Source organism: uncultured Microbacterium sp., assembly GCF_963524805.1.
Taxonomy (GTDB): domain Bacteria; phylum Actinomycetota; class Actinomycetes; order Actinomycetales; family Microbacteriaceae; genus Microbacterium.
The window spans coordinates 19,293-32,544 of sequence record NZ_CAURGG010000008.1; the positions used below are offsets into that span (position 1 = coordinate 19,293).

Below are 13,252 nucleotides of genomic sequence, written 5' to 3' on the forward strand. Positions count from 1 at the left end.
AGCGTGGAGTGATGAACGAGCGGCTCCGCACCTCGGCCAGTCCCTATCTGCGCGCCCATGCCGGCAATCCGGTCGCCTGGTATCCGTGGGGCGAAGCCGCGTTCGCCGAAGCCCAGCGCCGCGATGTGCCGGTGCTCGTGTCGATCGGGTATTCGACGTGCCACTGGTGCCACGTCATGGCGCGCGAGTCCTTCGAGGACCCGCTGACGGCCGCCGTCCTGAATCGGGACTTCGTGGCGGTGAAGGTGGACCGCGAAGAGCACCCCGAGGTGGATGCCGCCTACATGGCGGCCGCATCCGCCTTCAGTCCGCACCTCGGTTGGCCCCTGACGGTCTTCACCACGGCCGACGGGCATCCCTTCTACGCCGGAACCTACTTCCCGCCCGAGCCCCGCTCCGGCATTCCGTCCTTCATGCAGGTGCTCGAGGCGGTCGGCGAGGCGTGGACCCAGCGGCGCGAGCAGGTCGACGGCACCGCGGCCGCGGTGACCGCCGCCCTCGCGGAGACGCGGGCAGCGGCATCCACCGGCGACGCGCTGCCCACGATTGAGCACCTGGCTCGTGCGGCGGCCCTGCTGGAAGCGCGCGAGGACCGCGAGTTCGGCGGCTTCGGCGGCGGCGACGCGACGGCGCCGAAGTTCCCGATCGCGACAGCCCTGCGCTTCCTGCAGACCTCCGCCGTGCGTGCGGCCGCGCCCGCGGCGGCCGAGGTCGCCCCGCGCGCACTCGCGGCGATGGCCGGCTCCGAGCTGCGCGACGTCGTCGAGGGCGGGTTCTTCCGCTACGCCACCCGGCGCGATTGGACCGTGCCGCACTACGAGCGGATGCTGACCGACAACGCCCAGCTGCTCGAAGTGGCGATCGACGCGGGCGACGGGCAGACCGGTCGCGGCATCGCCCGCTTTCTGATGGACGTGCTGCAGCAGCCGTCCGGAGGTTTCGGTGCCGCACAGGATTCGGAGTCCTGGATCGACGGGGCGCGCAGCGAGGGCGGCTACTACGCGAGGGATGCCGCCGCGCGCCGCGCGCTGGAGCCGCCGGCGGTCGACGGCAAGCTCGTAACAGGATGGAACGGCCTGGCGATCGCCGCACTCGCGCGCGGTGGAGCGGTGCTGGATCGTCCCGAGTGGATCGAGGCGGCCCGCTGGGCGGCAGAAGCCGTGCTCGAGGTCAACGTCCGGACCGACGGGCGGCTCGTGCGCGCTTCCCTCGACGAGATCCCGTCCACGGCTGCCGCGACGCTCGCCGACTACGGCCAGCTGGCGGGCGGGCTCACCGCCCTGGCGGTCGCCACCGGTGAGCCGGCCTACGCCGAGCGCGCGAGGGAACTCGTGCTCGCATGCATCGGAGCCGACGGGCTGCCCGTCGTACCGGGCGGCGGCGATGCGGTGCTCAGGGCAAAGGGGATCGACGCGCCCGATGCCGCGTCCGACGGTGACGAGCCCTCCGGGCCCTCGGCGCTCGCCGATGCGGCGGTCTCCCTGTGGCAGCTGGGTGGCGCGTCCGAGCTGCGCGCCTTCGCCGAGCGGATCGTGACCGCGCACGGCACGGCCGCGCTCGCTCAGCCGATCGCGTACGCGGCTCTGCTGCGGGTGGCCGCACGCCTGGCGGTGCCGCCCCACCAGCTCGTCATCGTCGCGGACGATGCCTCCGGCCCGCTGGTGAGCGCCGCGCGGTCGGTGCCCTGCGATGTGCTCGCGATCGTGAGCGGCGGGCAGGCGGCGGGTTGGGAACGAGCGGGCTTCGAGCTGTTCTCTGGGAAGAGCGCGATCGACGGCTCGGCGACCGCCTACGACTGCCGGGACTTCGCGTGTCGCCTGCCGGTCACCGATGCCGCCGAGCTCGTCACCTGACGATCAGATCCAGCTCAGCATCCAGTTGTGCGCCTGCCAGAAGAAATACGGCACCGGCGTCGCGGTGAGGACGGGATACCAAAACGCCGACAGTGCCACCGCCACCAGGAGGAACACCAGTACGACGCGTTGACCGCTCGTGCGCCGCGTGCGATCGGTATGCGATGCCCCGGCGATGTCGCGCAGCGCGAAGGTCAGCCCCAGCAGCACGAAGGGCAGAATCGCGATCGTATAGAACTGGAAGACGGTCCGTTCGGGATACAGGAGCCACGGCACGTACGTGACCGCGATGCCGGTGAGCACGAAGGCGAAGCGCCAGTCGCGAGCCCGGACGAATCGGTAGGCGAGGTAGAGGACGGCCGCGACGCCGGCGTACCAGATGAGGGGGTTCGGCATGCTGTAGATGTTCTCGACGCAGCCGTTCGGTGCGGTGCAGCCCGCCTGCCCCTGCGGGGTGGCCTGGTAATACATCGAGGTCGGACGCAGCAGGAGCGGCCACTGCCAGGCAGGGCTCGCGTAGCCGTGAGCCGCGGTCAGACCGACGTGGAAGTCGTAGATGGCGCGGTGGTAGATCCACAGGCTCTGCAGGGCCGGCGGCACCCACGACCAGAAACCGGTGACGGGCTCCTCGATGGCGCTCTGCCGGGCGTACCCGCCGTCGGTGCTGAGCCAGCCGATCCACGAGCTCAGGTACACCACGAGCGCGATCGGAACGAACAGCAGGAAGGTGGCGGCGCCCTGACGGAAGGCGGCATCCGCGGGCCAGATGCGCACGCCCGCACGGCGGCGCGCCAGGGCGTCGGTGACGACGAGGTAGACGCCGATCCCGGCGATCACGTACAGGCCCGACCATTTCACCGCCGTCGCCGCGCCGGCGGCCGCACCGGCGGCGAGAACCCAGGGTCGATTCCACAGCACCGGTCCCCAGGCGGGCGGCTGGCCGTCGCCGCGCCGCTCGGCCACCAGCGCGGCCAGCCGATCGAGATGGGTGCGGCGATCCAGGAGCACGAACCAGAACGCCAGCAGCAGGAAGAACGTCAGGAAGTTGTCCAGCAGCGCGACGCGGCTCATCACGATCGCCAGACCGTCGATCGCCATGAGCAGCGCGGCCACGGTGGCGAAGGCGATGGAGCCGGTCATCGACCGCGCGACGACGTAGAGCAGCAGCACCGTGGCGGTGCCGATCAGCGCCGTGGCGATGCGCCACCCGAACGACGAGTCCGCTCCGAACAGCGCCATCCCGGCCCCGATCAGCAGCTTGCCGAGCGGGGGATGCACCACGAAGCTCCCGCTCGTGGTGAACACGTCGGTGTCGCCGGCGAGGAAGGCCTCGTTCGCTCCCTCCGGCGGCCACATCGCCGCGTAGCCCAGCGCCCACTGGGTCCAGGCGTCTTTCACGTAGTAGGTCTCGTCGAAGACGAACGCGTGCGGATGCCCGAGATTCCACAGCCGCAGGATGCCGGCCAGCAGCGTCACGATCAGCGGAGCCAGCCATCCCCACCGGCGCGTCAGGCGCGGATCCGCCGCAACGCGCATCCTCCAGCGGTCGTACAGCGACGCCCGTGTCTCGGGGAGGAGGGGTGCCGTCCCCGCCGCAGGCTGCATCACGGGCCCTGTCACAGCCATCAGCCTAGGGTGGGAGCGTGATCATCCTCGCCGCGACGCCGATCGGCAACCTCGGCGATGCGTCCCGCCGTCTGATCGAAGCGCTCGAGGCCGCCACGCTGATCGCGGCCGAGGACACGCGCACGACGCAGCGCCTGCTCGCGGGTCTCGGGGTGGCCAACCGGCCCCGGGTGATGGCCCTGCACGATCACAACGAGAAGGAGCGGGCGGCCGAGCTGGTGGCGCTGGCCCGCGATCAGGATGTGCTCGTGCTGAGCGACGCCGGCATGCCGACGGTGAGCGATCCCGGCTACGGCCTCGTGGCTGCTGCCGCTGCCGCCGGTGTCGCGGTCACCGTGATCCCCGGGCCCAGCGCCGTGCTCTCGGCGCTCGCGGTCTCGGGGCTTCCCACCGACCGGTTCACGTTCGAAGGGTTCCTCCCGCGCAAGCCGGGGGAGCGCCGCGGCGTGCTGCGGGGCCTCGCGGCCGAGCGCCGCACCATGGTCTTCTTCGAGTCGCCGGCGCGGGTGGCGGCATCCCTCGCCGACATGGTCGCCGCATTCGGCGCCGGACGCCGTGTGGCGGTCTGCCGCGAGCTCACCAAGCTGTACGAAGAGGTCGTCCGCGGCACCACGGCCGAGGTGGCGGAGTGGGCGGCGGGCGGGGTGCGCGGCGAACTCGTGGTCGTGGTCGAAGGCGCATCCGCGGCGCAGATCACGTTTCCGGACGCCGTGACGCAGGTGCTCGAACTCGTGGGCGGCGGCACGCGGCTGAAGGATGCCGCCGGCGAGGTCTCTGCACACACCGGCCACTCCTCTCGCGAGCTCTACCAGGCCGCTCTCGCGGTCAGGGGCTGAGAACTGTTACGGACGGCGCCCGGGACGGCGCCGTCCGCCGCCCGCTGGTCACACGGCCGGGCCCGGCATCGCGCCCAACTAGAATCCATGGGTGACTTCCGGCGAATCCTTCTACATCACGACGCCGATCTACTATCCGAGTGACGTGCCCCACATCGGGCACGGATACACGACGGTGGCGGTCGACGCCCTTGCACGGTGGCATCGTCAGGCGGGCGATGACACCTGGATGCTGACCGGCACCGACGAGCACGGCCAGAAGATGCTGCGCGCGGCCGCCGCCAACGGAGCCACCCCGCAGGAGTGGGTCGACCGGCTGGTCAGCGAGTCCTGGTTCCCGCTGCTGAAGACACTGGATGTCGCGAACGATGATTTCATCCGCACCACCCAGCAGCGCCACGAGGAGCGCGTGCAGAAGTTCGTTCAGGCGATCTACAACCGTGGCTACATCTACGCGGGCGAGTTCGAGGCGCTGTACTGCGTGGGCTGCGAGGAGTTCAAGACCGAGTCCGAGATCGTCGACGGCACCGGTCCGTTCGAGGGCCTCAAGGTCTGCGCGATCCACTCCAAGCCGCTGGAGCTCCTGCAGGAGAAGAACTACTTCTTCAAGCTCAGCGAATTCCAGGACCGCCTGCTCGAGCTGTACCGGACCGATTTCGTCCGGCCCGAATCGGCGCGCAACGAGGTCGTCTCGTTCGTCACGCAGGGCCTCAAGGACCTCTCGATCTCGCGGTCGACCTTCGACTGGGGCATCCAGGTGCCGTGGGACGAGTCGCACGTCATCTACGTATGGGTCGACGCGCTGCTGAACTACGCGACCGCGGTCGGGTACGGCGCCGAACCCGAGGAGTTCGCCCGGCGCTGGCCCGCCTATCACGTCGTCGGCAAGGACATCCTCCGCTTCCACGCCGTCATCTGGCCCGCGATGCTGATGGCGGCGGGCGTGGAGGTGCCCCGCGGCGTCTTCGCACACGGCTGGCTGCTGGTCGGCGGCGAGAAGATGTCGAAGTCCAAGCTCACCGGCATCGCCCCGACCGAGATCACCGACGTGTTCGGCTCGGACGCGTACCGCTTCTACTTCCTGTCCGCGATCGCCTTCGGCCAGGACGGTTCGTTCTCCTGGGAGGACCTGTCGGCGCGCTATCAGGCAGAGCTCGCGAACGGGTTCGGCAACCTCGCCTCGCGCACGACCGCCATGATCGACCGCTACTTCGAGGGCATCGTCCCGCCCGCGGACCAGTACACGGCGCAGGACATCGCGATCCAGAAGACCGTGGCGGATGCCGCGGTCGCGGCCGACGAGGCGATCGAGCGGTTCCGCATCGACGAGGCGATCACGGCCATCTGGACGATCGTCGACGCGCTGAACCTCTACATCACCGAGAACGAGCCGTGGGCGCTGGCCAAGGACGACGCGCAGCGCGGGCGCCTGGGGACCGTGCTGTACACGGCGGCCGAAGGTCTGCGTGCCCTCGCGGTGCTGCTTTCGCCCGTCACCCCCATCGCCACGCAGAAGCTGTGGGTCGCACTCGGTGCGAGTGACACGCTCGGCCGGCTCCTCGACCAGCCCATCCGCGAGGCCGGCCGCTGGGGCATCCTGCCGGCCGGTGCGACGGTGAGCGCCCTCGCGCCGCTGTTCCCGCGCGTCGAGCAGAGCCAGTGACCGACCCGAGCCAGTACGTGCGCGAGCGCCACAACGACGGCAAACGCGACGTGCGGTGGCCGGACGCGCCCGAGCCGCTTGCCGTGCCGGTGTACGACAACCACGCGCACCTGGAGATCGCCGACGGCGACGAGCCCCTGACCCTGGAGGCGCAGCTGGAGCGTGCCGGCCAGGTCGGTGTGATCGGCGTCGTCCAGGCCGGGGGAGACGTCGACTCGAGCCGCTGGTCGGCCTGGGCGGCGGCATCCCACCCCCGTGTTCTCGCCGCGGTCGCGATCCATCCGAATGAGGCGCCCGCGTACGAAGCGGCCGGGGAACTGGATGCGGCGATCCAGGTGATCGACGAGCTCGCTGCCCAGCCGCGCGTGCGTGCGATCGGCGAGACGGGGCTGGACTTCTTCCGGACCGAACCGGACGGCGTGCCCGCGCAGTTCCGGTCGTTCGAAGCGCACATCGCGCTGTCGAAGAAGCACGATCTCGCGATGCAGATCCACGACCGCGACGCGCACGACGCCGTCCTGGAGGCCCTCCGGCGGGTCGGCGCGCCCGACCGCACGGTCTTCCACTGCTTCTCGGGCGATGCGGCGATGGCGCGCATCGCGGCAGATGCCGGGTACTACCTGTCGTTCGCGGGCAACCTCACGTTCAAGAACGCCCAGAACCTCCGAGACGCGCTGGCCGTCACCCCGCGCGAGCGCATCCTCGTCGAGACCGACGCGCCTTTCCTCACCCCGATCCCGCATCGGGGCAGGCCGAACGCGCCGTATCTCGTCCCGCTGACGGTGCGGTTCATGGCGGCCGAGCTCGGCGCCGACCTCGACGAACTGTGCGCGCAGCTCGCGGCCAACACGCTCGCCGTCTACGGCTCGTTCGAGCGCTGACATACCGTCCGGGTCGTCACGGGCGGTCGGGCAGCGGCATCCCGCCGGCACCGGGCTCGTCGTCCGGGCCGATCCGCTCAGCCTCCTGAGGATCGAGAACGGGCTTGGCCGCGGCGATGTGCGAGATCGAGCGCCAGACGATCGCGAGGGTGATCGCGGACCCGCCGAAGGCGAACCACCAGGGCGCGGTCAGTCCCCAGGTCTGGGCGATGAGTCCACCGAGAAGCTGCCCGATCACCAGTCCGCCGAACACGCCCACCATGTTCACCGACGCGATGCGCCCCTGCAGCTTCATCGGCACCAGACGCTGTCGGACCGTCGTCGAGATCGTGCCCCACACGAACGCGTAGACGCCGAAGCCGAACATGATCGCAAACGCCACCGCCGCAGAGGTGGTGAGGGCGAACGCCAGGTGCATCAGCACCTCGAGCGACAGGCAGGCGCGCATGAGCGTCGCGAATGAGACGTGGCGCTCGAGCCAGCCGAACGAGCCGATGCCCACGAGCCCGCCCAGGGCGGAGGCGGTGGTGAGCGCGCCGTAGCCGACCGGACCCATGTGCAGGTACTCGGTCGCGTACAGCACGAGGACGCCCCATGGTGCCGCCCAGGTGATGTTGAAGACCAGGATGATGATCACCAGGGTGCGCACCGGCGCGTTGCCCCGGAGCCAGCGCAGACCCTCCCGGATCGGGTGGGTCTTCGTGCCGGGCGTGGCCTCGTCCGCCGGCACCGGGGTGTGCGCGATCCGCGAGATGAGCACGACGGCCAACCCGACGCACAGGATCTGGACGAGGAACGGCACGAACGATCCGACCGCGAACAGGAAGGCGCCGAGCACGGGCCCCGCGAGCTGGTTGCCGACGAGGAATCCGGCCTGGAGGCGGGCGTTGCCGATCCCGAGGTCCGCCGGGCGCACCAGCATGGGCAGCAGCGTGCTGCCGGCGGTGTCGGCGAACACCTCGGCGGTGCCGTAGAGGAAGGCCGTCGCCAGCACGATCCACACCGTGACCTGACCGGTCACGAGGAAAGCGACCAGGCCCAGCACGATCAGGGCACGGGATCCGTCCGCGATCATGACGAGACGCCGGCGGTCGTGATGGTCGGCGATCGAGCCGGCGAGCAGACCGAACAGCAGCCACGGGAGGAACTGCATCATCGCGCCCGCGGCGACCAGCAGCGGCGAGGACGTCAATGAGGCGATCAGCAGGGGTGCGGCCGAAAGGGCGATGCCGTCGCCGATGTTGCTCGTCCAGGATGAGGCGAGCAGCCAGCGGAAGTCGGTGCCGAGCCGCCGGGGCGCGATGAGTTCCCCGAGCGATGGCACCCGGCAATCCTACGAGGGGCCGAGGACGCCGCTCAGCAGCGCCGGACGGCCTCAGGTGGCCTTGCGCACTCGGGCGACCGGTTCGTCCTCGCTCATGGACTCGAGCGTGCGGCCCTTCGTCTCCTTGACGAACCGGATCACGAAGAAGATCGCCACGAACGCGAAGAACGTGTAGACGCCGTACGCCAGTCCCAGTCCGACGGCGGCCAGGGCCGGGAAGGTCGTGGAGATCACGAAGTTGGCCGTCCACTGCGCCGCCGCGGCGACCGACAGCGCGACCGCGCGGATCTTGTTGCTGAACATCTCGCCGAGCAGGACCCAGACCACCGGTCCCCAGGTCGCACCGAAGAACACGACGTACAGGTTCGCCGCGACCAGCGCGATCGTCCCGCTCGAGCCCTCCAGGACGGGCTGACCGTCCACGATGGTGGCGGTGGCGAACATCAGCGTGAGAACGGCCAGGCACAGGAACTGGCCGATGGCACCGACCAGCAGCAGCGGCTTGCGGCCGACCTTGTCGATCAGCAGGATCGCGATGATCGTCGTCACGATGTTGGTCACCGAGGTGATGACCGTGATCGTGAGCGAGTCCTGCTCGTTGAAGCCCACCGCCTGCCAGAGCGTCGTGGAGTAATAGAAGATCACGTTGATGCCGGTGAACTGCTGCAGCACCGACAGCCCGATGCCGACCCAGACGATCGGCAGCAGGCCGAATCTGCCGCGCCGCAGGATCGAGAAGCGCGGTCGGTCGGACTTGCCCTCGACGGTCTTCAGGATGTCGGTCGACACCTTCTCCACATCACCGCCGACGTAGCGGGTGAGCACTTCCTTGGCCTTCTTCATCTCGCCGCGCGCGATGAGATAACGAGGCGATTCGGGGATCGTCAAAGCGAGCACCCCGTAGATGACGGCGGGGACGACCTCGACGATGAACATCCAGCGCCAGGCCTCCAGGCCGAACAGCCACGGCGCGGTGGCGGTGCCGGCCGCCGCGACGATCGCAGCGTCGCTGAGGAGCGCGACGAAGATTCCCGAGACGATCGCCAGCTGCTGCAGCGACCCCAGCCGACCGCGGTGCTCGGGCGGTGAGACTTCGGCGATGTACGCCGGTGCGATGACGGATGCCGCTCCCACGCCAAGGCCGCCGACGATGCGCCAGAACGAGAAGTCCCACACGCCGAAGGCGAGGCCGCAGCCCAGCGCACTCGCGACGAACAGGATCGCCGCGATCACCATCACCCGGATCCGGCCGTAGCGGTCGGCGATGCGGCCCGCGAACCACGCTCCGATCGCGCAGCCGATCAGTGCGGAGGCGACGGCGAACCCGAGCAGGAACGGGCCGGTGCTGAATTGCTCGCCGATCGCGCTGACCGCGCCGTTGATCACCGCGGTGTCGAAGCCGAACAGGAATCCGCCGAGAGCTGCGGTGGCGGCGACCAGCACCACGCGGGCGATGGGGACGTTGATGTGCGAACCGGAAGTGGGGGCCGAACTCATGGGTTGTCCTCCTCGTTCGAGCCTTCGACGAGCCTCGCCGCCCGTCTGGGCCCACCCTGTCGCGCGTTGCCGCACGCTGTCAAGCAGGCGCGCGCACCGGCGGCCCGGACCTGCACGGCTAGGGTGAACTCATGCCCGTGACTCTGCTCGGCGCGTCCGAGATCCGCGCGCTGGCCGCCGAACTGGACGTCACTCCCACCAAGAAGCTCGGGCAGAACTTCGTCGTCGATGCCAACTCGGTTCGTCGCATCGTGCAGGTGGCGAAGGTGCAGCGCGGTGAGAGCGTCGTCGAAGTCGGACCCGGGCTGGGCTCGCTCACACTGGCCGTGCTGGAGGCGGGGGCCTCCGTGACCGCCGTGGAGATCGATCACCGCCTCGCCGCGCGACTGCCTGAGACAGCACGGGCGCACGGGGTCGCCGACGATGCGCTGCGGGTGATCGACGCCGATGCCCTGCGCATCACGCATCTGCCGGGCGAACCGACGGTGCTCGTGGCCAATCTCCCCTACAACGTGTCGGTCCCCGTGATCCTGCACTTCCTCGAGACCTTCCCCGCGATCGAACGCGGCGTCGTGATGGTGCAGGCCGAGGTGGGTGAGCGCCTCGCCGCACCGCCCGGCTCGAAGATCTACGGCGCGCCGAGCGTCAAGGCCGCGTGGTACGGCCAGTGGCGGCTGGCCGGCACCGTGTCCCGGCAGGTCTTCTGGCCGGTTCCCAACGTCGACAGCGTGCTGGTGGCGTTCACCCGCGACGCCCGGCTGCGCGGCAGCGAGATCGAGCGACTGCGCACGTTCCAGATCGTGGATGCCGCCTTCCAGCAGCGCCGGAAGATGCTGCGGCAGGCGGTCGCGGCCGTGCTCGGCGGCTCCGCGGCGGCCGCATCCGAGATCCTCGAGCGCGCCGGGGTCGATCCCACCGCCCGCGGCGAGCAGCTCGCAGTAGAGGACTTCCTTGCCATCGCTCGGGCGGCATAGCGAGTATTCAGGGCGTGTTCGCGCGCCCGTGCCCCGGTGTTCACGAAACATGCCTGTAACATTTCCCTCGATCCGTCACCGTGGCGGCGACGGCGGCCGTGGACGCATCCTCGCGGCGCCGAGTGGGGGAGGGTCCGCATGCGCACGGCCGAATACGGCGCTCCCGAGAGGCTGCTGCTCCACCTGAGCGACACGCACCTGCGCGCGGCCGGCTCACGGCTGTTCGACCTGGTGGATGCCCGCGCGCACCTGACCAGAGCCCTGTCGGTGATCGAAGCGTCGGGTGTGCACCCCGACGGCATCGTGTTCACCGGAGACCTCGTGGACCTCGGGGAAGGCGACGCCTACGCGGAACTGCGGGCGTTGGTGGAGCCCTTCGCCGCCCGGCTGGGCACCCGTGTGTTCTGGGTCATGGGCAACCACGACGACCGCGGGCAGCTGCGCTCACGCCTGCTGGACGAGGCGGCGGACATGGCGCCCGTCGACCGGGTCGACGAGCTGGACGGTCTGCGGCTGGTGACCCTCGACACGAGCGTTCCCGGGGCCCACTACGGCGAAGTGCGCGATGCGCAACTGACGTGGCTCGCCCAGGTGCTCACGACCCCGGCGCCGCTGGGGACGATCCTGGCGATGCATCACCCGCCCGTGCCGAGCGTCCTGCCCCTCGCGGCCAGCGTCGAGCTGCGCGACCAGCAGCGTCTGGCGGCCGTGCTGCGCGGCACCGACGTGCGGGCGATCATCGCCGGGCACCTGCACTACTCCACGTTCGCGACGTTCGCCGGCATCCCGGTGTCGGTCGCGTCCTCGACCTGCTACGCACAGGACCTGACGGTGCCGGTCGGCGGCACCCGCCCGCAGGACGGCGCGCAGGCGTTCAACATGGTGCACGTCTACGACGACACCGTCGTGCACTCGGTCGTTCCGGTCGACGCGCCGCACACGCTCGAGCACATCGACGCCGCCGAAGCGCAGCGGCGCCTCGCCGCGGCCGGAGTGCAGCAGCTCAGCGCATCGCGACAGATCGCTCCGCCGACGGAGCCGATCCCCGTTCTGCGCTGATCTCGGCGCGCTCCCACGGTGCGCGCACCGGAAACATGCGCTCGAGGATGTCGGTGACCGTGCGCACCCGCAGCTCCTCGGGCATCTCGCCCGCGCCGCCGTCGTTCAGGCAGAACATGTCCACGTCGCGGCGCCGGGCCAGGCGCTCCATGCCGGCGAGAGACGCGGCCAGGGTGGTCTGCACATAGCGCACGCGCGGGCGGGTGGTCGCGATCGCCCGCCCGGTGAACTGCGCGTAGTAGTGGTACAGGCTGTTGGTCACCGAGATGTCCGTCGCAGATCGGAATCGCGAGGCCGCTGTCCGGGCGAAGTCCTCGGGGAACGCGTGCTCGAGCTCGCCCATCACGCTGCGGCGCAGCGGTGTGGCGCAGTGCTCCAGGTCGCGGGTGATCGTGCGGCCGAACCGCTCCTGGAGCAGGGCGCGGTTGACGCGCAGCGCGTTGTCGTGGCCGCTGCGGTGCACCGCCGACCCGCCGGCGCCGATGCGGATGCCGCACTCCACGAATCGGGACAGCCCGGCGGGGGAGAAGAACAGCTCCGGCTCGACGGGCCGGCCGAAGAACATGTCGTCGTTCGAGTACAGGAAGTGCTCCGCGAGGCCGTCGATGCGATGCAGCTGCGCCTCGACGGCATGGGAGTTGTGGATGGGCAGCACCGAGGTGTCGCCGAAGAACTCGGCGCTGCGCACGATCGTCACCTTCGGATGCTCGAGCAGCCACGCCGGGGCGGGGGAGTCGGTCGCGATGAAGATCCGGCGCACCCACGGTGCGTACATGTGGACGCTGCGCAGCGCATAGCGCAGCTCGTCGACGTGACGGTATCGGGCGGGGCCGTCGTCCCCTTCGCCGACCACGTACTCGGCCATCTGGGCGGCGCGCTGGCGCTGGAAGTCGGTGGACGAACCGTCGACCCACGAGAAGACCATGTCGACGTCGTCCGTGAACTCGGCCGGATGGACATCGAACATGCCCCTGATCGTCCGCCACGCGCGGCCGTAGCGCTCCACGTCGGTGTAGAGGACATCCGAGGCCGCGGTCAGGCGGCGGGTGACCGCGTTGTCGTGGGGGGCCTCGATGAGATCCGGGCCGAAGCGCCAGAACTCGACGCGGATGCCGGTCTCGTGGTCGTAGCGCAGATCTCCGCTCCGCGAAATGCGCGGACGATACACGCGGATCGCCGCTGGAGCGCCCGTCGGCGCGTCCAGTTCCGCGGCGAGGATCGCGCCGCGGGCCTTGCGCTTGACGTAGAGAGGTTCGGGCAGCTCGCGCAGGGCCGTCACCGCGGCTTCGGCATCCGTCACGTCCACCACGAGCGCCGGAACCCGCAGGTCGTGCCGGACGAGGAGGAGGCGGATGCCGGCGGCTTCGAGCGTCGATGCGGTCAGCAGCAGGTCTTCGGTGCGGGCGTCATCGGGGGTCGTGCGATCGTGCCGCAGCCGCAGGACGCCGTGGTCCAGCACGATGTCGTCGCGTTCGAGCAGCGCGGCCCAGCTGCGGGGGTGGGCGGGCAGTGCGGAAAGCGGCGCCATAGGACCTCCTC

The 13,252-nt window shown here is 70.2% G+C and carries 10 protein-coding genes; 6 read left to right on the plus strand and 4 right to left on the minus strand.

Annotated features, from left to right (window positions below; all coding sequences use genetic code 11):
• Positions 1–11: 11 nt before the first annotated feature.
• The gene (locus tag RWQ91_RS13810) at positions 12–1,853 is read left to right on the plus strand and encodes a DUF255 domain-containing protein (protein ID WP_314507072.1); all 1,842 of its coding nucleotides are present in this window, start codon (positions 12–14) and stop codon (positions 1,851–1,853) included.
• A 3-nt stretch (positions 1,854–1,856) separates the two neighbouring features.
• Here the strand turns inward: RWQ91_RS13810 and RWQ91_RS13815 are convergent, their stop codons facing one another.
• Positions 1,857–3,479, minus strand: a complete 1,623-nt coding sequence (locus RWQ91_RS13815; RefSeq protein ID WP_399546502.1) for a dolichyl-phosphate-mannose--protein mannosyltransferase — start codon at positions 3,477–3,479, stop codon at positions 1,857–1,859.
• Between the two features lie 17 nt (positions 3,480–3,496).
• Between RWQ91_RS13815 and rsmI the strand changes: the two genes are divergently transcribed.
• From rsmI to RWQ91_RS13830, 3 genes are all read left to right on the plus strand, one after another.
• Complete coding sequence (gene rsmI / locus RWQ91_RS13820; RefSeq protein WP_314507074.1) at positions 3,497–4,315, plus strand: 16S rRNA (cytidine(1402)-2'-O)-methyltransferase; 819 nt, start codon at positions 3,497–3,499, stop codon at positions 4,313–4,315.
• 91 nt (positions 4,316–4,406) lie between these two features.
• Positions 4,407–5,978, plus strand: coding sequence for a methionine--tRNA ligase (metG, locus tag RWQ91_RS13825; protein ID WP_314507075.1), 1,572 nt, complete (start codon positions 4,407–4,409; stop codon positions 5,976–5,978).
• Positions 5,975–6,859 carry a TatD family hydrolase gene (locus RWQ91_RS13830; RefSeq protein WP_314507077.1) on the plus strand — a complete coding sequence of 295 codons (885 nt, stop codon included), beginning with the start codon at positions 5,975–5,977 and terminating at the stop codon, positions 6,857–6,859. The genes metG and RWQ91_RS13830 overlap by 4 nt, the downstream gene beginning before the upstream one ends.
• A 16-nt stretch (positions 6,860–6,875) precedes the next feature.
• Here the strand turns inward: RWQ91_RS13830 and RWQ91_RS13835 are convergent, their stop codons facing one another.
• Positions 6,876–8,183, minus strand: a complete 1,308-nt coding sequence (locus tag RWQ91_RS13835) for an MFS transporter (RefSeq protein WP_314507078.1) — start codon at positions 8,181–8,183, stop codon at positions 6,876–6,878.
• Positions 8,184–8,234: 51 nt separating this feature from the next.
• Positions 8,235–9,680 (minus strand): sugar porter family MFS transporter, encoded by a 1,446-nt coding sequence (locus tag RWQ91_RS13840; RefSeq protein ID WP_314507080.1) that lies wholly within the window; start codon positions 9,678–9,680, stop codon positions 8,235–8,237.
• Between the two features lie 131 nt (positions 9,681–9,811).
• On the opposite strand from RWQ91_RS13840, the gene rsmA reads away from it, so the two are divergent.
• Complete coding sequence (rsmA, locus tag RWQ91_RS13845) at positions 9,812–10,654, plus strand: 16S rRNA (adenine(1518)-N(6)/adenine(1519)-N(6))-dimethyltransferase RsmA (RefSeq protein ID WP_314507084.1); 843 nt, start codon at positions 9,812–9,814, stop codon at positions 10,652–10,654.
• Positions 10,655–10,792: 138 nt separating this feature from the next.
• Positions 10,793–11,713, plus strand: a complete 921-nt coding sequence (locus tag RWQ91_RS13850) for a phosphodiesterase (protein WP_314507088.1) — start codon at positions 10,793–10,795, stop codon at positions 11,711–11,713.
• On the opposite strand, the gene RWQ91_RS13855 is transcribed toward RWQ91_RS13850, so the two are convergent.
• A complete protein-coding gene (locus tag RWQ91_RS13855; RefSeq protein ID WP_314507090.1) occupies positions 11,658–13,241 on the minus strand; it encodes a stealth conserved region 3 domain-containing protein in 1,584 nt (527 codons plus the stop codon). The two genes, RWQ91_RS13850 and RWQ91_RS13855, sit on opposite strands and share 56 nt — an antisense overlap.
• Positions 13,242–13,252 lie beyond the last annotated feature (11 nt).